The organism is Segetibacter sp., assembly GCF_025963695.1.
Classification (GTDB): domain Bacteria; phylum Bacteroidota; class Bacteroidia; order Chitinophagales; family Chitinophagaceae; genus Segetibacter.
The window spans coordinates 1-22482 of the sequence record NZ_JAOQAH010000023.1 but is presented as its reverse complement, the minus strand read 5'-3'; the positions used below and the strand labels follow the sequence as shown (position 1 = coordinate 22482).

Here is a 22482-nt window from a genome sequence, read left to right as displayed (position 1 = left end):
ATTCATCAATCAAAAAACGACAAGCTTCAAACGAGGCGTCGCGGTGAGCCGAAGTTACACCAATTGCCACAACGGCTTCGCCCGGTTTCTTTTCGCCGGTGATATGTAAAATCAGTAATTTTTCTATGGGCCATTTCTCTTTCGCTGCTTCAGCCAGCTTATTCATTTCTTTCAACGCCATCTTATCATAAGCCTCAAAAACCAGTTTCACCACTTCCTTTCCTTTTGTATGATTTCGTACGGTACCGATAAATAAATTGACCGCGCCAGTATCAGGAGACTCGAGGAACTGATAGGCTTCACTTATATCTATATTGTCAACAATCTTTACAAGCATACGTTTTGTTAGCCTCCACTTACGGGCGGTATTATGGCAACTTCATTTTCATCAACAAGGGTTTGGTCGTCGTCGGCATATTCACTATCTACGGCAACAGCAAGCGAATTCAGCTTTTCAAGCTGCGGATATTTTTGCTTCATCCATTGCTTTAGTGCTCCGACTGTACGAATGTTTTCTGCCGGGTGTATGGTAAGTTTTTTCATTCCTACAATTTCCCTCGAAATCCCAAAAAGTATAACCTCCATCGCTTCAATTTAAAATATTCATTGCCTAAGTTCACTTAACTGCTTGTCTTAAGCCTTTCACAAATCCAATTTCAAAAATACTTCATCTGTAAATGTGGTTATGTTAATCCTTATTTACTTTTTACCCGGGCTCAATTCCTTAAGTGCGATCTCATACTGTTCCGGCGAATTTGCATTTAAAAACGCTTTATCGTTCGGCGCCTTTAATAACTGTATGTCTGAATTTATTAAAACTTTGCGGGGGCAGCAATAACCCTGGCTAAGAAACTGAAGCATCACCAAATAACTTTTGGGCTCCCAGAGAGTAATTAAAGGTTCAGGAAATTCTCCAATAGGATCCAGGAAAGCGGTAGCTGTTTTTAAAGGGTTCCTGTTTGCGATTAGGTATTCAACGGTTGTTTCTGTAAGGTAAGGAAGATCACAAGCAATGGTAAGCCAGGCTGCATTTGGGTCAGTTTGCAAAGCAGACAGGATTCCACCCATGGGGCCAAGATGAAGAAAACTATCCTGGATGACAGGGAGACGATCCCCCACTTCTACAGCCTGTTGAGCATTACAGGAAATAAAGGTGTTTTTGCAATGCTTTGATAATACTTCATACAAATATTCCCGTTGGCTAACACCATGATAGTTTAGTTCGCCCTTGTCTTTTTTCATGCGGGTACTTAATCCCCCGGACAAAACAAGGCCATTTATAGGAGGTATTCTTTCCCGTAGAAACTGACGGATAAAGTCGGCCATACCATTTTCGTCCTCAAGAGAAAGTACAGGTATTTCGTTGAAACCTTGAAGTCTTTGAAGAAAATCAGGGATTGCTGCAGCTTTGTCTTTTAATAAAATCAACCGGACATCCGTAAGTTGTTCGAGTTTTTTTTCAAGGTTTTTAACCGGGTCGATCACTACAATTTGGGCTTTTGCTGTAAAGTGATTTCCGTTTACAATTATTAAATCCTGCTCGTTAAAAATGGGGCGGCGTTGAAAGCTGTTTACATCGGTTTTAAAATCGAGCCTTTGAAAACTAATCTTATTGGTGTATTCTAAAAAACCCCCACTGTCCAAAGTAGTGTGAATGTCCTCAGGACTGTCAGCGCTTTTATGATCAGCGTCAACATAAGCAATCTTAATCGAAGAAGACAATTGTTTAATGAAGCTATTGGCAAGGGTTCGTATATTATTACATGTAGTACCAATAATGGCAATTTCGTTTCGACCAAACTCAGCAAGGTTTGGCCGCGCTAGTTTTGCATGTTTTTGATGCATTTTATTGCTCTCTTCTAAAATCACTCTTGCCTCCTGTCTTTTCAATTAACCGGGTTTCTTTAATAACTATATCATGAGAGAACGCCTTGCACATATCATAGATCGTTAACGCTGCAACAGAAGCGCCGGTTAGGGCTTCCATTTCTACACCCGTTTTTGACGTGATAGATGCGGTGCAACTTACTACCACTTCATTTTGATCGTTTATGGCGATCTCTACTTTACAATTTTCTAAAGACAGGGGATGGCAAAGCGGTATTAGGTCGGATGTTTTTTTTGCCGCCATTGTTCCGGCTATGATGGCAGTTTGAAATACCGGTCCTTTTTTGGTTTGAATGTCGCTTCCTGTAAAGTGTTGCATGATTTCATCTCCCAACACTACAATGCTCTGCGCTTTAGCAATTCGTTTGGTCACCTGTTTGTCTCCAACATCTACCATTGCCGGATTACCGGTTGTTTGATCAAGATGGGTAAATGTCTTTGCTTCTGAGCTCATTGGTTAATAAATTCCCATAAAATTAGGTCATCCACCGTTACGATGCCTGTGAAGCGATGGCTACAATTACTTAAAGTTTAGTTTATACTAACCGGCCAACAAAGCCAGACATTAGCTGCTGGGTTGTAACGTAAGTACAAGAGTGCAACTAAGGCTAAAAAGTAATTTTTTAGTTGGTGTTGTAAAAGTAAACAGCTTAATAAATTGACACCTGGTTTCTGTTATTTGAAATGTTTTAGTAGTCAGCACAAGTTTTTTGTGGCAACATCGTTGTGTCACACACGTCTACTTGTATAACCTTATGCAGCTTTCTTCCTTAGCAGTCCTGCTAAACTTATAAAAACGTGCTTAATTGTCAACGTCTTTAACAAGTGGTCGTGTATTGCTTTTATCCCGCTGCTCGTACTGTAATTTAAAAGCAGATAAGTTTGGTTTTAAGGGCTTTTTCCTCTCAAGTTCATGATTGTATATCGTCTGCCCCAGCTGGTAGAAAAAAGGATAGCCGATTGTTTCGTAATCATACTTGTTATCATTTAATATCTCATCGCTGTTTACGTAAATAGTAGCCGAAAGCATAAACTCAACATGGTTCTTAAAGTCGACCACATAAGAAACATCAGTCATAAAGCCATAAGCCCAACCAACTTTATTAAATACTCGTACGTTATCCGGCATGCTTTGACTATTGCGGAAGAAAAACTTCACATAACTATCAAAATATGTAGAACTATCGTATTTGGGATAATTCGTTTCACCCGGAAATTGAGATAGGTATTTAAGCAGAAACTGCCTGTCGTCACTGCTCATATCAAAGCGTTGTTTCGCGGGAAAGTTTTGTGGAAACAAAACTGATTGTAGCATAAAATGAAGGTCTTCTAGAGCGAGATGATTGTGCATGGTAAAATCAATGGGCTCATTAATAAGACTGTCGTTTTTATCTAAGTACCCCTTACCTAGTTTTATAGTACGGCTAAAATCAAAGCTGTCTGTATTGTAAGCAGGCGGTTGTACGTAAACGTTTTTTCCATCTACATCTATAAAGCGTATAGGGTTAGTGTGCCTGTTTTGTTCAGCAGTAAGTGCCATAAACTGCCTTGTTATTCTTATATTTTTATACCCTCTTTTATACAGGTCTCGGTTGATATAATGTTGCCCCAGAAACTGGTATATACGGTTGTAGGAATCGTTATCGCTAACTAAAAAAGCTTTCTTTATGTAATGTGCAAGAGACGGAAAGCCATTTTCAGAAGTTGGATCAGTGAGCGCAGGTTTTTGCCAGCTAAAGGAGCTATCTATTTGCACCGGTATTAATTTATTCACTCCTTTCGATCGTAGGGAATGCAACTTTTCTAAAGAAAGAAAAGCAAGTGGCATCTTTACCGTAGAGGCCGGATTGAAATAAAGTAGGGGATCGTAGTTAAAGTAATAGTTTTTAAATTGAGGCGCGTTATTCTTATTGCGATTAATCCGGGTGTAGATAATCTGGCAGCGATACTTTTTCGGGTTGTTTAAAACCTCGTTAAAAACGCTGTTTTTATTAGAGCGAAAGATGGAGCGTAACAAGGGGTCGCTTTTGGGTTGAGCGTATACAAAACCACTGCTCCTGCTTATTGCGATTAGTAGGAGTACAATCAGGCATTTTTGCATAAAAGGGAAATTACATAATAGTAGTAGTATTAGAAATTTTGTATTTTTTCTCTGGTTCTAAAAACAGGTGGCGGTGAGAATAGCATATTAATTAAAAAATAGCTTTAAAGTTGCTCTTCATAAAACTGATACCCATCTCAAATTTGTTAAGTCTTTTTTATATCTGCCTGGCTAACGACTTATTTTTCTTAAAATTGACAACGATTCATACACTATGGCAATTTTCTCTGTAAGTACCATTCTTATCGTCTTAAACATCATTATTTCTTATAAAGCTTTCAAAGACCAACTTTTCTTTGATCGATATTCTTTTCAGATCGATAGGGTTTTGATTTATAAAGATTATAAACGCCTTATCACATCCGGATTTGTACATGTTGACTGGCTTCACCTCATTTTTAACATGTTGTCATTGTACATCTTTAGTAGTAGCCTGGAAGGTTTTATTGGCCCGGTAAACTTTCTTGTTATCTATACTGCCGGCTTACTAGGAGGCAATTTGTTAAGCTTGTTTATTCATCGTTATCATTCAGATTATAGTGCTGTTGGTGCTTCGGGAGCTATTTTCGCCATTATGTTTTCTGCGATTGCAATCTTTCCTGGTATGCAAATTGGCTTTTTCTTTCTGCCGTCAATACCAGGCTGGGTGTTTGGATTAGGATACGTGCTTTTCTCTATTTACGGTATAAAGTCTCGTACAAATAATATAGGTCACGATGCGCATTTGGGTGGTGGTCTTGCAGGAATGCTGGTCGCGATATTACTTTACCCATCGATGCTTCTTGAAAATAGTTTTACAATATTAATTGTTGCAGTTCCTGCGATAGCCTTCATTCTCTTTATTATTTATAAACCGCAGGCTTTATTAATTGATAACTACTTTTTTAAAAAGCGTCATCCGCGGACTATAGAAGATAAGTATAACCTAAGCAAGCGAAATCAGCAGCAGGACCTGGACAAGTTATTGGAGAAAATACATGCGAGGGGAATGGATAGCCTGTCGAAGAAGGAAAAAGAAATGCTAAAGGAGTACTCCAAATAGAAGTGGGGCAGTCCGGGTTATTTTTAAAAATATATTCGAAATAATAAGACCCCGGAACACTTCTACAAGGTTGTCTTTATATTTATAAGTAACCGTCTCGGTTTCCAGATGTTATCGGCGACAAATTCGCACCATTTTATATTTTAGGATGGGGAGTTAAGCAACACATATAAGCTGCTGGCACCAAGAACAAGCACAAGTAATACAAGAAAGAAAACAGAAGAGCGACTTTTAGAACTTGCAAGGTTGTCAATAACCCCTTCAAACCAGTCTGACATAATTTTCATGAATATCGGTTTTAGACATTGTTAGCAATAGCGTGCCAAAGGGGAACGTTGCAGATCTTCTTTTATTGTGTAGATAAAATAAATATTGATGTAGCAAAAATGGGGTTAAAACGGCACAAGGGTGCGACGCAACAATGTTAAATAATGGTAAAAAGCCGGCAACAAAATACTTTTCCCACAGATTATGAAGAGAATGCAAAACAGCTTGAGCATGACAATCGAAGGGTGTAACTTCGCCCCATGGGTAATTATTTAAATGAGCTGAACGAGCAGCAGAGAGAGGCGGTGTTACATAAAGAAGGGCCGATAATGATTGTAGCGGGGGCCGGAAGTGGTAAAACGAAAGTACTTACAACCCGTATTGCCCACCTGATGAGCGAACATAAAATAGATGCTTTTAACATATTGGCACTCACCTTTACAAATAAGGCGGCAGCAGAAATGAAGGAAAGGGTTGAAAAAATTCTCGGTAATTCAGAAGCAAGAAACTTATACATCGGAACATTTCACAGCGTTTTTGCAAGAATGCTACGGGCAGAAGGTCCTAAAATCGGATACCCAAACAATTTTACAATTTATGATACAGACGATAGCCGTAGCGTACTGAAGACGGTGATCAATGAAATGAACCTGGATGATAAACACTACAAGCCAAGTGTAGTACATAGCAGGATTTCACACGGAAAAAATGCTTTAGTCGGGCCGGTTGAGTATCAGAATGACTACTATATTCAGCAGGAAGACATGCGGTCTAACCGGCCATTGATTGGGCAGATCTACCAAAGTTATGCAGCCCGGTGTTTCAAGAATGGCGCGATGGATTATGACGACCTGTTGTTCAAGATGTATGAGTTGCTGCGCGATTTTCCTGAAGTGCTGTACAAATACCAGCACAAGTTTAAGTATATCATGATAGATGAGTACCAGGATACGAATGCCGTACAATACCAGATCATTAAATTGTTGGCGGCAGTACACGAAAACATAGCCGTGGTGGGCGACGACGCACAATCTATTTATAGTTTTCGTGGTGCTACAATTGAAAACATCCTCCAGTTTCAGAAAGATTATGACGATGTAAGGGTTGTGAAGCTGGAACAGAATTACAGGAGTACGCAATGCATATTGAACGTTGCCAACGAGGTTATTAAAAATAACAAGGGCCAGATTCCCAAAGATTTATGGACCAAAAACCAGGAGGGAGAGAAAATAAGGCTGGTTCGGACAATGACAGATAATGATGAGGGAAAGTTTGTTGCCGATACCATACAAGAGCAAAAGCTTCGTAACCACTTCTATAACCGTGACTTTGCGATTCTCTATCGCACCAATGCCCAAAGCCGGTCGTTTGAAGAAAGCCTGCGAAGGATGGGTATACCTTATCGTATTTATGGCGGCGTTAGTTTTTATCAGCGCAAGGAGATTAAAGATGTGTTGGGTTATTTAAGGGTAATTGTAAATACTCGGGATGAGGAAGCCTTAAAAAGAATTATTAACTACCCTGTAAGAGGAATTGGCAAAACAAGCGTTGAAAAAGCGGTCATTTTTGCTAACGAGCATAACATAAGCATGTGGGAGGTGTTGACAAAGGCGGGCGAATTTGGTTTTAAGGCAGGTGCATTGGAAGCGATTTCAAACTTTGTCATAATGATTAAGTACTTCCAAAGTATGCTTAACAGTAAGAACGCTTATGACGTTGCTGTACAGGTAGGTAAGCATACTAACATTGTAAAGGATTTATTTAACGATAAAACTACCGAGGGCCTTGCCCGGTACGAGAACATACAGGAATTATTTAACTCAATTAAGGAATGGACCGAAAGCCCAAGTAATGATGACGGCGAATTAGGTGACAAGACTTTGGGAAGTTACCTGCAACAAATAACCCTGCTAACGGATGCCGACGACGATAAAGAAAACAGCGACGTAGTGAAGTTGATGACTATTCACGCTGCCAAAGGGCTTGAGTTTGCATGCGTTTTTGTAGGTGGAATTGAAGAGACTTTGTTTCCTAGTGCCATGTCAATCAACACACGCGAAGAACTTGAAGAGGAGCGCCGGCTATTTTATGTAGCTGTTACAAGAGCAAAGAAAAATTTGTGGCTCACGTATTCTAATACCCGCTATCGTTTTGGACAGTTGGTGCAAAACGAACCGAGCCGCTTTATAGAGGAAATGCCTGAACTATATATAGACAGAAGTTTTGCCGGTGGCGGCGCCCGAAACCAGGGCTACAACGATTTTGGAGGAACTTCTGCATTTGACAGAATGAGTGGTGGTAATAGCGGCGGTTGGAAGAGTAATAGTGCACGGGTAGCCGAAAAGCATGGGCCTCCACCATCGAAAAAGGAGGCAAAACCTGCTTATATGCCCACTGCTCCTGCCGCTCCCAAGGTAGTAGAACACCAACCCGCTGCAGATTTTTCAGCAAGTGATACATCCGGGTTGCAGGTCGGACAAAAGGTTGAGCATCAAAAATTCGGGTTTGGGGATGTGTTGAAGATGGAGGGCTCCGCTCATAATCCTATTGCCACAGTGAAGTTTGATTTGAACGGTGAGAAAAAAATTATGCTGAATTATGCGAAACTGAGAATCCTTGAATAATTAATGTAATAAAAAAGGCGGTAATAGAATTGCTCCAAAAGCCGTTCAAAGCTATTTTGTTGAATATGACATTTTTGTTACCGGCAATATAATTTCTGTTAGGCATTGTTGTGTCACTCACTTGTACCTTTAAGAAAGCCTCGGCAATTTTAATTCTTTAACCACCTTTTAATTGGTTTGTGCCGAGTTTCACATGAATATGTGATAAGTGGGCTCTTTGCACTGGTGTAAGTTTGTGAAATGATAAAACTACTGGTATACGAAGACAACCCTCAATTGAGAGAAGGACTTACCATGCTGATAAACGGCTCGGATGGGTTTGAAGTGCTCGCTTCTTTTAAAAACTGCAACAATGTTCTATCTGAGATCCAGCTTTACCAGCCAGACGTTATATTAATGGACATTGATATGCCGGGAACCAACGGAATTACAGGTCTTAAACAAATAAGGCTTGTAGATAGTGAGGTGAAAATTTTAATGCTTACCGTTTTCGATGATAACAAAAATGTTTTTGAAGCAATAAGTAGTGGGGCAAACGGATATGTGCTAAAGAAAACGCCTCCAGCAAAGTTGTTAGAATATATCCAGGAGGCCCAGTCGGGAGGTGCGCCAATGACTTCTTCCATCGCTACCCAGGTGTTAAAAATGTTTTCAACCATACATTCGGACAGAGGCGAGCAATACAACCTGTCCGAACGCGAAAAAGAAGTTTTGGCATTATTGGTAAATGGTTATAGTTACAAAATGATTTCTGCAGAAATGTATATTGCCATAGACACTGTTCGTTCACACATTAAGAAGATATATGAGAAGCTCCACGTGAATTCCAAAAGTGAAGCGGTAGCAAAAGCATTTAAGGATAAGATCATATAACCAGTTTATGCTGAAAAATTAGTATTGATAAAATTTTAAAAACCACCCGTTTATGCTATAGGAAAGCGATAAGAGTCCTTCTACTTTTGTAATATCAAAACTACTGGGACATGAAACAGAATTCTAACTTCACTTTTTGCTATTTTATTTATATCAGCTTAGCCATCTTTATACATCCCATCAAAGCGATTAACAGCTTTAGTCAAAATACTAAAACAAGAAGCATACAAAAACAGGTGGCACTTGTTGCCGTTGAACAAATAGATGTTCTTCACGGAGAATTATTCTTCAAGTTCTAAATAAACTTATCTTAAATAAAAAAAGACCGGCCAGCAAGCCGGTCTTTTTTTATTTATAAAAACCGCAAGAAATTTTTCAGCGGGAGCAGCATATAAAAAAAACTATATGTCTTATTGTGGCTATGTGTTTTTGTGTTATCTAAATTCCTACAAGATTTGCGTAAGGTAAAAAAAGTATTATCTAAATAAAATATATAATAAATAGTAGATATTTTTGTTAAATCACCTTTTAATTTAAGAAGTATATGCTTGCTACATTTAGATCATTACGATGGGGACTATCCTTCGTCTTCCTGTTATCCTCTTTTATTTCGTTTGCTCAGAGGCCGGTTACAGGAACAATTACCGGTGCCAATAACCAGCCTGCTTCCGGCGCTACCGTTACTGTGACCGGAACCAATGTCGCCACCCAAACTGACGCTAGTGGCAATTTCACTATTACACTTCCGGCCGGAAGAAACGCTCTCACTGTTACGTATGTGGGAGCTGAAACGCAAACAATTGCTGTTACAGGTGCAACAGCTAATGTAACCTTACGGGCTGCAACATCTACAATGTCCGAGGTAGTTGTTACGGGCTACACAGCACAAAGACGAAGAGACATTACCGGTTCGGTTGCGGTAGTAGATGTTGGTTCGCTGAGGCAGCAGCCGACAGGCAACGTGGGAGAAGCTCTTCAAGGTCGCGCATCGGGAGTAACAATTCTCACTTCGGGGCAGCCGGGCGGTCCTGTAAACGTGATGGTTCGAGGTATTACTTCTATTGGTTCTTCCGCACCGCTGGTAATTATTGATGGTACCCCAGGAAACCTGAATAACCTGAATGTAAACGACATCGAATCGGTGCAGGTTTTGAAAGATGCAGGCGCCGCTGCCATTTACGGTGTTCGTGGTTCTAATGGTGTGGTCATCGTAACAACCAGGAGGGGTCGGTCAGGAAAAGTGCGGGTTTCTTACGATGGATACTATGGAACCCAAATACCGGTTAAGGGAGGAAAAAATCCTTATAGAATTGCCAACACGCAGGAAACGGCAAATGCAGTTCAACAGTCTTTTATCAACAGCGGATTAACTCCTTCAAATTTGCAGTATGGGTCGGGGACTACACCGATAGTACCTGACTACATTACTCCGACAGCAGCAATGGCCGGAGATCCACGAGTAAATCCCTCCAGATATGCACTTTATTCAAACCAAATTACCCAGGCGAATAAAGTTGGTACAGATTGGTTTGATGAAATTTTCGACCCCGCACCTATTCAAAGTCATAACATTTCCGTAGGGTCTGGAGGAGATAGGTCGAATTACTTTTTATCGCTAAACTATTTCGACCAGGCAGGCACCTTGATGAATACTTATTTGAAGCGTTATTCTGCCAGGATAAACACTACTTTCAATATAGCTAATAAGGTACGTGTAGGAGAAAACGCTTACATCTTCTACAGGTCCAGCCCCGGTTTTGGCAACCAGAATGAGGGAAATGCTATTTCGCATGCTTATCGTCAAAACGTAATTATACCTGTGTATGACATTATGGGTAATTTTGCTGGTACGGGATCTGCTGGTTTAGGAAATGCTCAAAACCCGGTAGCAATCAGGGAACGTGCCAGGTACGATAGAAGTAACCAGTACCAGGTTACGGGAAATTTGTTTGCTGAAGCAGACTTCTTACGACATTTTACAGCCCGTACTTCATTTGGTGGTACAATAGATAATAACAACTTCAGCTTCTTTGCTTTTACAGCTTATGAGAATGCCGAGAATAACAGAAATCCCAATGCTTTCACAGAAGGTTATGGCTACAATACCAACTATACCTGGACGAACACTTTGACTTATAGTAATGTTTTCAAAGAGAAACATAACTTAAGAGTGTTAGTTGGTTCTGAAGCAATAAGAAACCTTAGCAGAAATATTCAAGGTACCAGGTCTAATTATCTGACAAATCCTACAAATCTGACTGTTGACCCTCAATTAATGAGCCTCGCTTCCGGTTCTCCTGTGGGGCAGCAGAATACAAGTGGTGGACCGAACGAAACCGCTTTATTTTCTTTATTTAGCCGGGTCGATTACACTTTAGCTGATCGTTACATCTTAAGTGGTACCGTGCGAAGAGACGGCTCTTCTGTCTTCGCGCCTGATAACCGCTTTGGGATATTTCCATCAGTAACAGCCGGATGGCGAATTTCGAAAGAGGGTTTTTTCCCTGCTACCACATGGCTTAATGAGCTTAAACTTCGCGGTGGAACAGGGGTGCTGGGTTCTATCAGTAATATCAACTCAACAAACGCATTTGGATTATTCAACCAAAACGCCACACAGTCGTATTACGACATAGGCGGACAAAACACAGCAATGGATCTTGGATTTTTCCAACAACAAATCGGTAATGTACGCACAACATGGGAAGAAGATATAATTACTAACATTGGTTTAGATGCAACTTTATTTGTCAATAAAGTCGATTTGTCAATTGAGTGGTATAAGAAATCAATCAGCGGTTTATTGTTTAGGCAATTACCTGATCCTACCCAGGTTGGACCAGCACAACCGTTTGTAAATGCTGGAAATATTCAGAATACCGGTATTGATGCAAGTCTAACTTACAGGGGAAAGTTCTCAAATGATTTCACATTTGACCTGACCGCGACTTATACTTCTTATAATAACAAGGTTGTAAGCTTACCTGCCGGAAGGAAAACTATTCCTCAGGGAAGCGCAGGTTCTGGTCGTATTGGTGCTTTTACACGTTTAGAACCAGGAGTTCCGTTAGGATCTTTTTATGGGTACGACGTTGTAGGATTATTCCAAAGTGCTGAAGAGGTTAATAAATCTGCGAAACAACAAGATGCGGCACCAGGCCGGCTAAAATTCAGAGACGTAGATGGCGACGGTACAATCTCCGATAACGACCGAACCTATTTCGGAAATCCGAATCCTGATTTTACCACAGGTCTAAATATTTCAGTAAATTATAAAAACTTCGATTTTTCCACCTTTTTGTATGCATCAGTCGGTAACGATGTAATCAACTATGTTCGTTACTGGACAGATTTTCCGTCATTGTTTAATGGGGCTGTAAGTAAAGATGCAGTGTACAACTCGTGGACACCTCAGAACTTAAACGCAAAAGTTCCAATATTAGAGCGTTCAGCAAACTTCAGTACGAACACGCAGTTCAGCTCATATTACCTGGAGAATGGCTCGTTTCTGAAAATGCGGTCCTTAGTTCTTGGGTATACAATTCCGACTGCTAAACTACGGCGCATTGGAGCTGAAAGATTTAGGGTCTATTTCCAGGCAGCAAACTTGTTTACGTTTACAAAATACACAGGTCTCGATCCTGAACTGATTAACTCAGACGTAAATAACAATACAAACTTTGGAATTGATTTCGGAGCTTATCCCTCAAACCAAAAGAACTTCAATTTAGGCATTAACCTGTCATTCTAATTTTAATAAGATTCATATGAAAAGGATAAAACTTTTATGGTCTGTGCTTGCTTTTACCTTACTGATTTTAGTTGTGCAAGCTTGCAAAAAAGGATTTTTAGATGTAGCCCCGGTAAATGCACTATCACAGGAAGTGCTCTCAAACCGGGTGGGTGTAGAAGGTTTATTAATTGGCGCTTACCAAAGATTGGGGGGAAGCGAAAACTGGGGATCAGCGCCCTCCAACTGGGTCTTCGGAAGCGTAGCGGCAGACGAAGCGTACAAAGGGTCCACTCCTTCTGATCAGCCAGACATTAACCAGATCGAAACGTGGGCGTACAATGCGAACAATGGTTATTTCAACGAAAAATGGGTTAATAATTATAATGGAATAGGTAGGGCCAACCAGGTTATTCGCACGGTACCGTTGGCTACTGATCTTACAGCAGATGAACAAAAAAGAATATTGGCGGAAGCACGATTTTTAAGGGCTTTTTACCATTTCGATCTAAAGAGGATTTTCAATAACATCCCTTATGTTACTGAAGATATAAATCAGGAAAACCAAAATACCAATCCTCCAAATATTGATGCATCTGGTAATTATATTAATGTGTGGCCTCAAATTGAAGCAGACTTCCAATTTGCCGCCGATAATCTACCAGAGGCTCTTCCTCAAGCCGGCCGCGCAAATAAATGGGCAGCAATGTCCTTCCTCGCTAAAACCTTTGTTTACCAGGACAAGTTCGCCCAGGCAAAACCTTTGTTTGACAATATAATAGCGAACGGTAAAACCACTAATGGTCAAAAGTATGCTTTGGTCAATAATTACTTCAGCAACTTCAATCCTCAACAGGAAAACAATGCCGAATCGATCTTTGCATTCCAGGCTTCTGTGAATGCTGGTTCCGGTACTAGTGGAAACTACGGAGACAATTTAAATTACCCAAACGGAGGTGGCCCCGGCGGTTGTTGTGGTTTTTTTAACCCTTCAATAACTATGGCTAATGCATATAAAACAGATGCAAATGGTTTACCGTTAATTGATGGTTACAATACCGGAGCTACCGTAACACCAGCAGGCGGCTATTCAGGTACCCTTGATCCCCGTATTGATTGGGTTATGGGAAGACCCGGCATTCCTTATCTTGATTGGGGTCCTCACCCCGGTGCTGCCTGGATACGTGATCCAGGCTCTAATGGCCCTTTTAGTGTTAAAAAGTCTGTTTATGCAAAAGGACAGGCAAACCTTGTTTCTACAGATCCTTCCTTTTGGGGACCAACCCAAATGGATGCCGGAAACGTAAACTTAATGCGGTTTGCGGATGTTCTATTAATGGCTGCAGAAGCAGAAGTCGAAGCCGGTAGTCTTTCAAAGGCCTTAGAGTATGTAAACATGGTAAGAGGTAGAGCTGCAAATCCGGGCGGCTGGGTATACAAAAATGCGGATTATGATCCTGCTACTGCTACTTATAAAATAAGTGCGGCCTCCGCCCCTGCTGATAATTATAAAATTGCCCTCTACCCTACGGGTTATTTCTCTAGCAAAGAGATTGCACGTAAAGCTGTATTATTTGAAAGATTCCTGGAGTTATCACAGGAAGGTCACCGCTTTTTTGATTTACAACGACGGGACGACGGCACGGGTCTAATGGCCAACACCTTAAATGCGTACGCTACCGCTGAAAAAACACGACCTAGTTTTTTTACACTGAATCCAACTGCAACTTTCGAAAAAGGTAAGGATGAATATTATCCACTTCCTCAGGGTCAAATTGATCAGGCAAATTCGTACGGTCCAATTGTATTAAAGCAAAACCCGGGTTATTAGTAATATAAGAATAAGATTTATCTTTAAAAAGAGAGGCTGCTTAACCCATGCAGCCTCTCTTTTTATTACTAGTATGATGCTACGCCAACTCGGCATGAAGCAGTATGGGGCCATAAAATTGTTGTTATTTTAAGAGTTACAGTAAAATAGTAATTAAAAGGTTGCGCAACAAGCAGCAGAAAAGGCGCTTACCATGTCAATAATCGCCTGGTGTACTTTTATAATTCTTTTTTTTAAAAAAAAGTACCCTAATCTTTAAAATAACAATTTATTAATTAGATTGTGCTTTAATAAACCTTTAACAAAATAACGCCAATGCTTGCCAAATCAACTTCACTTAGGTGGGGACTAGCTTTAATGCTAGTGTTTTTCTCGCTAATTTCTTTCGCTCAAAGAGTCGTAACCGGTAGGGTAACCGGTGCAGACAATCAACCAGCATCAGGTGCAACAGTCACGGTAAGTGGTACAAGTACTGCTACACAAACCGATGCCTCTGGTAATTTCTCGCTTTCGGTTCCTCAAGGCCGAAACTCACTCACTATTTCTTATGTTGGTTTTGAAAATCAAACAGTAGCCATTTCTGGATCTTCTGTTTCAGTAGCTTTAAGAGCTGCCACTTCTTCCTTATCGGAAGTAGTTGTTACAGGTTACGGAACACAACGTAAAAAAGACATTACAGGTTCTGTCGCAGTAGTTAATGTAGGCGCCCTTAAACAACAGCCTGTGGGTACAGGCGCTGAAGCGCTACAGGGCCAGGCTTCTGGTGTTACTATTATTACTTCAGGGCAGCCTGGTGCAGCAAGTGATATCCGTATTCGGGGTATTACCGCATTCGGTAATAACTCTCCTTTAGTTATTGTTGACGGGGTACGGGGTGATCTTCAAAACATCAATATCAACGACGTAGAGTCAATGCAGGTATTGAAAGATGCCTCTGCTGCTATTTATGGTATTGCCGGCTCTAATGGCGTTATCATTATAACTACCAAAAGAGGAAGAAGCGGAAAAGCACGCTTAAGTTATGATAGCTATTATGGCGTAACAACTCAAGGTAAGGGATACCAGATGGCAAGTACGCAAGAGGAAGCTAATGCTATTTGGTTGCAACAGAAGAATTCCGGAATCGCTGTTCCGAGTCACAAGCAATATGGAACAGGAGCAAACCCTACTATTCCGGATTATATTACACCTTTCGGTTTTACAGGAACTGTTGATGAGTCAAAATATGATATCAACTCGAATCAGATCACTCGGGCGAATAAAGTTGGTACTAATTGGTATAAGGAAATTACCCGTAATGCCCCGAAACAAAATCACAATATAGCAGTAAGTGCTGGCTCAGACAAGAGTTCTTACTATTTTTCATTAGGATATCTTGATAATCAGGGTATAGCAAGATTTCAATATCAAAAAAGATATTCAATGAGGGCTAATACTCAATTTAGTATCAGCGATAGAATCCGGGTGGGTGAAAATGCCTACTTGTATTACACTCGAAACCCTACATTTGGTAACCAAGGTGAAAACAGTCCTTTTTCTATGTCATTTCGCGAATCTGTGCTTATTCCTGTGTATGATATAAAGGGCAATTTTGCGGGAACGAAATCCCAAGATTTAGGAAACGCTCGTAACCCCTACGCAGATATTTATCGTACAAAAGATAATCAAGGTAATGGCTGGAACATGAATGGTAATGTTTACGCTGAAGTAGATCTGTTGAAGCACTTAACTTTTCGTACAAATTTTGGTGGCACAATGAGTAACGGTTATGGCTTTGCCTTCAACTATGTAGGTTATGAAAATGCGGAAGGAAACACCGGTGCTAATTCATTTGGCGAAAGTGCTTCATACAATACTCAATGGACGTATAATAATACGTTAACCTACAGCAATACATTGGGTGATCATACGTTCAAGATTTTGGGTGGAACCGAGGCAGTTAGATATTACGGCCGTGGTGTGGGTGCCACAAGAAGTAATTACTTTTCAGAAAATCCTAATTTTTGGACAATAGGTACCGGTTCTCCTAGCGGAGCGGCAAACTCTGGCTATGCTTATCAAAGTAGTTTATGGTCGCAGTTTGCAAGACTTGAATATTCCTATGCGGGCAAATATTTATTGAACGCTACAGTACGTAGAGATGGTGCTTCGGTTTTTGTTGGGGAAAAAAGACATGCCATATTTCCTGGCGGATCTATTGCCTGGAGAATTTCACAGGAAAACTTCCTTAAAAGCGTTTCCTGGATCAATGATTTGAAACTGCGTTATAGCTGGGCAAAACTTGGTAGTACCGGAAACGTTCAAAATACCAATCCTTACAATTTGTATCGTTCCAGTGCAGGCCGGTCATTTTATGATATTAGGGGAACAAGTAATTCTCCTAATTCTGGTTTCTACAGAAGTAACATCGGTAACCCTGAAACAACTTTCGAAGGTGATATAATTTCTAACGTTGGTTTTGACGCGACTTTATTTAAAAACAAAGTTGATTTTACTATTGACTGGTATAAAAAGAAAGTTAGCGGATTACTATTTGACGCTCAAACAATAGAATTTGCAAGGGAATTTGTTGGAGATGCCAATCTTCCTAAAGTGAATGTCGGAGATATGCAAAATACCGGAATTGACGCTAATCTTACTTATCACGGTTCTCTTTCTAAAGACCTTAAATTTGATGTAACGGGTACCTTTACCTCTTACAACAATAAGATTATCAAGATACCCGGAGTAAGCTTCTTCCCGTCAAATGGAATAAGAAACCTTACAGTCTCCCGTAATGAAGTCGGTCACTCTGTAGGAGAATTTTTTGGATATAAAGTGCTTGGAATTTTTCAGGACGCGTCTGAGGTCAGTAAATCTCCAACCCAGACTGATGCTGCACCGGGTAATTTCAGATACGAAGACAACAACGGTACTGATGCTGCAGGTAAGTTAACAGGTAAGGCTGATGGTAAAATAGACGCTGCTGACCGTACTTATATTGGCAACCCAAATCCTAAATTTACCTACGGCTTAAACTTCGCAATGAGTTATAAAAGTTTTGATTTTTCTACATTCTTCTATGGTTCTCAGGGAAACAAGATTTTCGATGCCACACGTATTTATACTGATTTTCCTAATTTTTTCAAAGGAGCTATCAGAAGAGAGGTTGCACTTAACTCCTGGACACCTGGAAATACAAGCACTACTATTCCTAAATTAATGACAACTGGTAGCTTTAGTAGGGACCTTGAAACCAATAGTTACTTTGTTAGTGATGGTTCTTTCCTGCGTAATAAGCAAATCCAGATCGGTTATACTGTTCCAACAAAAGTGCTTTCAAGAGTTGGTATAGAGCGTTTGCGCTTTTATGTTCAGGGTACCAACTTATTTACCGCTACTAAGTACAAAGGTTTAGATCCAGAGCTTCAAAGCAGCGATATCGGAAATAATACCGGTTTTGGTATAGACCAAGGGAACTATCCGCACACTCCCGGCTATCTTGTTGGTGTTAACTTAAATTTTTAATTGACTTAATTATATTGCTATATGAAAAAAATGAAACATAAATATTTATACGGTGCCGGTGTCGTAGTCATGCTAGTAATGGCTGCGTGCAGTAAAGATTTTCTGGAAAAGCCTCCTATTGGAACCTTGAGCCCTGAAATTGTTGCTTCAGAGGCCGGTGTTCAAGGTCTGTTAATTGGTGCTTATTCTTTATTAGATGGTAACGGTTCAACGGGGGATGGTAATTATGGTTCTGCAGCATCTAACTGGGGTTATGGTGGTGTAGCAAGTGACGATGCGTACAAAGGTTCAGACCCTTCAGACGTTGCCGACTTTGCACCTTTTGAACAGTTTGTAACATTAACGCCAACTAATGGGGCGGTTCCTCAAAAATGGAACCTCGGCTACAATGGTGCCCAGCGTTGTAATGACGTTTTAAATACTCTGGCTATTTCAACCGGTATTTCCGAAAGTACAAAGACTGGTATTATTGCCCAGGCCAGGTTTTTACGAGCTTTTTACCACATGGAATTGAAGAAGGTTTTTAATAACATTATTTATGCGGATGAAAATGTAAATCCAACAAACACCAAGGTTACTAATACGGCAGACGTGTGGCCAAAGATTGAAGCAGATTTAAAATTTGCAGTTGATAATTTGCCGGAAACATGGAGCGAAGTGGGCAGAGTGAACAAGTCCGCAGCTAAGGCTTTCCTGGCAAAGGCGTATATGTTCCAAAAGAAATTTGCTGCTGCTTATCCCATTTTACAGGATGTAATAGCTACCGGTAAAACATCGAATAACGTAAAGTACGGTTTAAATCCTCAATACTATTCTAATTTTAACCCAGCTCAAAAGAACAGCAGAGAATCTGTATTTGCGGTACAAACGTCAGTCCAGGACGGTTCTTCAGTTGATTGGGGAGGAGCACCTAACGGCAATTACGGTGATATCCTGAATTTTCCTTACAATGGCGGCCCAGGAGCTTGTTGCGGGTTTTATAATCCTTCGCAGGATTTGGCTAATGCCCACAAGACTGACGCAAACGGGTTGCCATTGCTGGATGAATCTTACGCGACAGGCTTAAGAGTAGGAGACTCTACTAATACTTATACTGGTACGCTCGATCCTCGTTTAGATTTGACAATTGGAAGAAAAGGTGTTCCTTATCTTGACTGGGGTCTACATCCGGGCGCTGACTGGATAAGAAATGTACCAAACGATGGTCTTTTTAGTCCTAAGAAGAATGTGTATGCCAACTCTCAAAAGGGAACTTTCACTGATGTTGGTAGTGCCTATTGGGGACCAACAGAGTTGGTAGCTAATAATGTAAATCTTATTCGCTTTTCTGATGTCTTATTATGGGCTGCAGAATGCGCCGTGACTGCTGGAGATATACCTACTGCAATGGCATATGTAAATACTGTTAGAGCTAGAGCAGCCGATCCATCTGGCTGGGTTTATAGAAACAGCGATTATAATGCTGCTACTGCACAGTATAGCACACAAACTACTCCAGCTGCAAATTATAAGATCGGTCTTTACACTCCCGCAACTTTCACTACAGCAAATGCCATGAAAGCGGTTATGTTTGAAAGAAGGTTGGAATTAGCAATGGAAGGCCATCGTTTTTTCGACTTGGTGAGATGGGGTATCGCAGCTCCAACGATTAATACTTACATTGCCAGAGAGAAGGCACAACGTCCTCTTAAGCAAAATGCTTCGTTCACTGCAGGAAAGAACGAATATTTTCCAATACCACAAGGAACACTCGATAAATTAAATTCCGATGGTACTAAAAGGATAACACAAAATCCTGGCTATTAATTTTTAATATTAAATAATATTTAGTTTAGAGGTAGAGGTTACTCTACCTCTTTTCTGTTATTTTACTTAGTAATCTTTTCTATTATTCTACTTTGACTATGTTTTTCTCCTTTCGGCCTTTATCTTTTCTATCAGCGCTGATTCTTTTTGCATCGTGTACCCGCCAAGACCAGTTATTCCGGCAAGTACCGTCAGGTAGCAGCAATATTCACTTTAATAATAAGATAGTCGAGAACGATACATTAAATCCAATTGATGTTACAAATATCTATAATGGTGGCGGTGTAGGTATTGGAGATTTCAATAACGACGGTCTACAAGATTTGTACTTTACTGGTAGTACTGTCGCTAACAAGCTTTACATTAACAAAGGAGACTTCAAATTTGAAGATGTTACAGATGCTGCAAACGTAAACGGTAGTGGGAGATGGTGCCGTGGTATTTCTGTAGTAGATATTAATAACGATGGTTTGATGGATATGTATATCTCCGCTACAATGTCTGCTAATACCAATAAGAGAGAAAATTTGTTGTATGTTAATGAGGGGCCTGATAAAAAAGGTATACCTCATTTCAAGGAAGCGGCGAGGGAATACGGACTTAATGACTCAACACACTCAACCATGGCTGCTTTCTTTGATTATGACAACGACGGCGATCTGGATGTGTATATTGTAGTAAACGAAATTATCAAAGGAAATAATCCGGCTATTTTTCGTCCGGTAATTAAAGATGGATCTTTTCCAAGTACAGGGCGATTATATCGCAATGATTGGAATGCCGCGCTAAAACATCCCTTTTATACTAACGTTAGCAAGGAGGCAGGAGTTACGATTGAGGGTTATGGGCATGGTGTAAACATCACTGACATAAATAGGGATGGTTGGAAAGATATTTTTGTGACGAACGACTTCAATTCGAACGATATTCTTTATATCAACAATAAGAACGGCTCTTTTACCGACAAATCTGCTAATTATTTTAAACATACTTCCGCCAACGGAATGGGGCAGGATATTATAGATATTAACAATGATGGGTTATCCGATGTAGTAGAAGTGGATATGAACCCCGAGGATAATTACCGTAAGAAGATGATGCTTGGAGCTAATAGTTACCAGACTTATCAGAATAGCGATCATTTCGGTTATCAATATCAATACGTAAGAAATACATTGCAGATTAACCAGGGGCCGCGTGTAAATGAAAAGGATAGCATAGGAGACCCTGTTTTTAGTGATGTTGGTTTCTTCTCAGGAATTTCTGAAACCGACTGGAGCTGGACTCCTCTTGTTGCCGACTTTGATAACGACGGATTTAGAGATCTAATAGTCACTAATGGATACCCTAAAGATTTGACTGATCATGATTTTATTGCTTTCCGCCAGCAATCGTCTGCTATAGCAAGTAAACAATTTACGTTATCTCAAATTCCTGAAGTTAAACTACATAATTATGCTTTTCGTAATAATGGTGATGTAACCTTTAGTAATGTTAGTACCGATTGGGGTTTGCTAACTCCTTCTTTTTCAAACGGAGGTGCTTATGCTGACCTTGATAACGACGGGGACATCGATATGGTTATTAATAATATTAACGATGAGGCGATGCTGTACGAGAATACAAGCAGTCATGATAAGGACGAGGAAGGCACGAACAATTTTCTGTCAGTTAAATTATTAGGTGATACGCTAAATAGAAATGGCATTGGTGCATGGATACAATTGTATTACCAGGGCAAGCAGCAGGCTTATGAACAAACCCCTTATCGTGGTTATCTTTCTTCGGTGCAACTTGATCCGCATTTTGGCTTAGGCCGGGTTTCAGTAATTGACTCGCTAACTGTCACATGGACAAACGGGGAAAAGCAGGTACTAAAGCAAGTTTCGGTTAATAAGACAATTACAGTCGATATTAAAAATGCGGATAAAACGGCAAGTTTCGATAATTCTGTTTTTGCAACAAATACGTTGTTTACTGACATTACCACTCAAGCCAATATAGTCTATAAAGACTCCTCCAGAGATTTTATTGATTTTAATATCCAGAAACTATTACCTCACAAGTTTTCAGAGTATGGGCCGGCCTTAGCCGTAGGCGATATCGATGGCAACGGTTTAGAGGATATTGTTGTGGCCGGTTCTTCAGGCATCAGCCCTACTATGTTGCTTCAGCAAGGCAACGGTGCTTTTGCTAAAAAGCTTATTTCTCCTAATGCAACAAAGCTTTCAAAACAATGGAAAGATGTGGGTATAACGTTATTTGACGCAGACGGCGATGGCGACCTGGATTTGTATACTGCAAGCGGAGGCTTTGAAAAGGCGCCGAACTCCGATGCCTATCAGGATAAGTTGTATGTAAATGACGGAAAGGGAAATTTCTCAATGAGCGCTGACGCTCTTCCTAAAAATTATACAAGTAAATCTTGCGTTAGAGCAGCGGATTATGACAACGATGGAGACCTCGATCTTTTTATTGCAGGAAGGGTTGAACCCTGGAATTACCCCAAGCCTGTGTCCAGTTTCATTTATCGAAATGACTCTCGCAACGGTAAAGCAAAGTTTACAGATGTAACGAATACTGTTGCAAAAACATTGAATAATGTAGGACTTGTTTGTGACGCAGCCTGGACTGACTTTAATAACGACGGCTGGCAGGACCTGGTAATTACCGGAGAGTGGATGCCGGTGTTATTTTACGCAAATAACAAAGGTACCTTCCAGGATATAACGGCTTCAAGCAATCTTGGTAATAAGAAGGGCTGGTGGACCAGTATCGTTCCGGGCGACTTTGACAATGATGGCGATGTAGATT

General features: G+C 40.4%; 15 protein-coding genes. 9 read left to right on the top strand and 6 right to left on the bottom strand.

All coding sequences use genetic code 11. The annotated features are described in order from the left end of the window. From JWR87_RS02770 to JWR87_RS02750, 5 genes are all read right to left on the bottom strand, one after another. Positions 1 to 337, bottom strand: a 337-nt coding sequence (locus JWR87_RS02770) for a molybdenum cofactor biosynthesis protein MoaE (protein WP_297815309.1), incomplete at its 3' end; no start/stop codon positions are given. Positions 338 to 345: 8 nt separating this feature from the next. After that, on the bottom strand, positions 346 to 585 hold the full coding sequence (gene moaD / locus JWR87_RS02765) for a molybdopterin converting factor subunit 1 (protein ID WP_297815307.1): 240 nt from the start codon (positions 583 to 585) through the stop codon (positions 346 to 348). A 114-nt stretch (positions 586 to 699) separates the two neighbouring features. Then, positions 700 to 1890 carry an NTP transferase domain-containing protein gene (locus JWR87_RS02760; protein WP_297815304.1) on the bottom strand — a complete coding sequence of 397 codons (1191 nt, stop codon included), beginning with the start codon at positions 1888 to 1890 and terminating at the stop codon, positions 700 to 702. Further along, complete coding sequence (gene moaC, locus JWR87_RS02755; protein WP_297815300.1) at positions 1847 to 2341, bottom strand: cyclic pyranopterin monophosphate synthase MoaC; 495 nt, start codon at positions 2339 to 2341, stop codon at positions 1847 to 1849. Before moaC ends, JWR87_RS02760 begins: the two co-directional genes overlap by 44 nt. 348 nt (positions 2342 to 2689) lie before the next feature. Next, positions 2690 to 3988 (bottom strand): serine hydrolase, encoded by a 1299-nt coding sequence (locus JWR87_RS02750; protein ID WP_297815298.1) that lies wholly within the window; start codon positions 3986 to 3988, stop codon positions 2690 to 2692. Positions 3989 to 4202: 214 nt separating this feature from the next. Here JWR87_RS02750 and JWR87_RS02745 point away from each other — a divergent pair, with 214 nt between their 5' ends. Further along, positions 4203 to 5030, top strand: a complete 828-nt coding sequence (locus JWR87_RS02745; protein WP_297815295.1) for a rhomboid family intramembrane serine protease — start codon at positions 4203 to 4205, stop codon at positions 5028 to 5030. 143 nt (positions 5031 to 5173) lie between these two features. Here the strand turns inward: JWR87_RS02745 and JWR87_RS02740 are convergent, their stop codons facing one another. Beyond that, on the bottom strand, positions 5174 to 5317 hold the full coding sequence (locus tag JWR87_RS02740) for a hypothetical protein (protein WP_297815292.1): 144 nt from the start codon (positions 5315 to 5317) through the stop codon (positions 5174 to 5176). 240 nt (positions 5318 to 5557) lie between these two features. Here JWR87_RS02740 and JWR87_RS02735 point away from each other — a divergent pair, with 240 nt between their 5' ends. From JWR87_RS02735 to JWR87_RS02700, 8 genes are all read left to right on the top strand, one after another. After that, positions 5558 to 7921 carry a UvrD-helicase domain-containing protein gene (locus tag JWR87_RS02735; protein ID WP_297815290.1) on the top strand — a complete coding sequence of 788 codons (2364 nt, stop codon included), beginning with the start codon at positions 5558 to 5560 and terminating at the stop codon, positions 7919 to 7921. A 240-nt stretch (positions 7922 to 8161) separates the two neighbouring features. After that, entirely contained in the window at positions 8162 to 8794 is a 633-nt protein-coding gene (locus JWR87_RS02730; RefSeq protein ID WP_297815287.1) for a response regulator transcription factor, read from the top strand. 110 nt (positions 8795 to 8904) lie between these two features. Then, positions 8905 to 9093 (top strand): hypothetical protein, encoded by a 189-nt coding sequence (locus JWR87_RS02725; RefSeq protein WP_297815285.1) that lies wholly within the window; start codon positions 8905 to 8907, stop codon positions 9091 to 9093. Between the two features lie 245 nt (positions 9094 to 9338). After that, on the top strand, positions 9339 to 12545 hold the full coding sequence (locus tag JWR87_RS02720; RefSeq protein WP_297815283.1) for a TonB-dependent receptor: 3207 nt from the start codon (positions 9339 to 9341) through the stop codon (positions 12543 to 12545). Positions 12546 to 12561: 16 nt separating this feature from the next. Continuing rightward, on the top strand, positions 12562 to 14355 hold the full coding sequence (locus JWR87_RS02715; protein WP_297815280.1) for a RagB/SusD family nutrient uptake outer membrane protein: 1794 nt from the start codon (positions 12562 to 12564) through the stop codon (positions 14353 to 14355). Positions 14356 to 14670: 315 nt separating this feature from the next. Then, positions 14671 to 17862, top strand: coding sequence for a TonB-dependent receptor (locus JWR87_RS02710; RefSeq protein WP_297815278.1), 3192 nt, complete (start codon positions 14671 to 14673; stop codon positions 17860 to 17862). Positions 17863 to 17892: 30 nt separating this feature from the next. Continuing rightward, a complete protein-coding gene (locus JWR87_RS02705; protein WP_297815276.1) occupies positions 17893 to 19668 on the top strand; it encodes a RagB/SusD family nutrient uptake outer membrane protein in 1776 nt (591 codons plus the stop codon). Between the two features lie 98 nt (positions 19669 to 19766). Further along, positions 19767 to 22482, top strand: a 2716-nt coding sequence (locus JWR87_RS02700) for a VCBS repeat-containing protein (RefSeq protein WP_297815273.1), incomplete at its 3' end; no start/stop codon positions are given.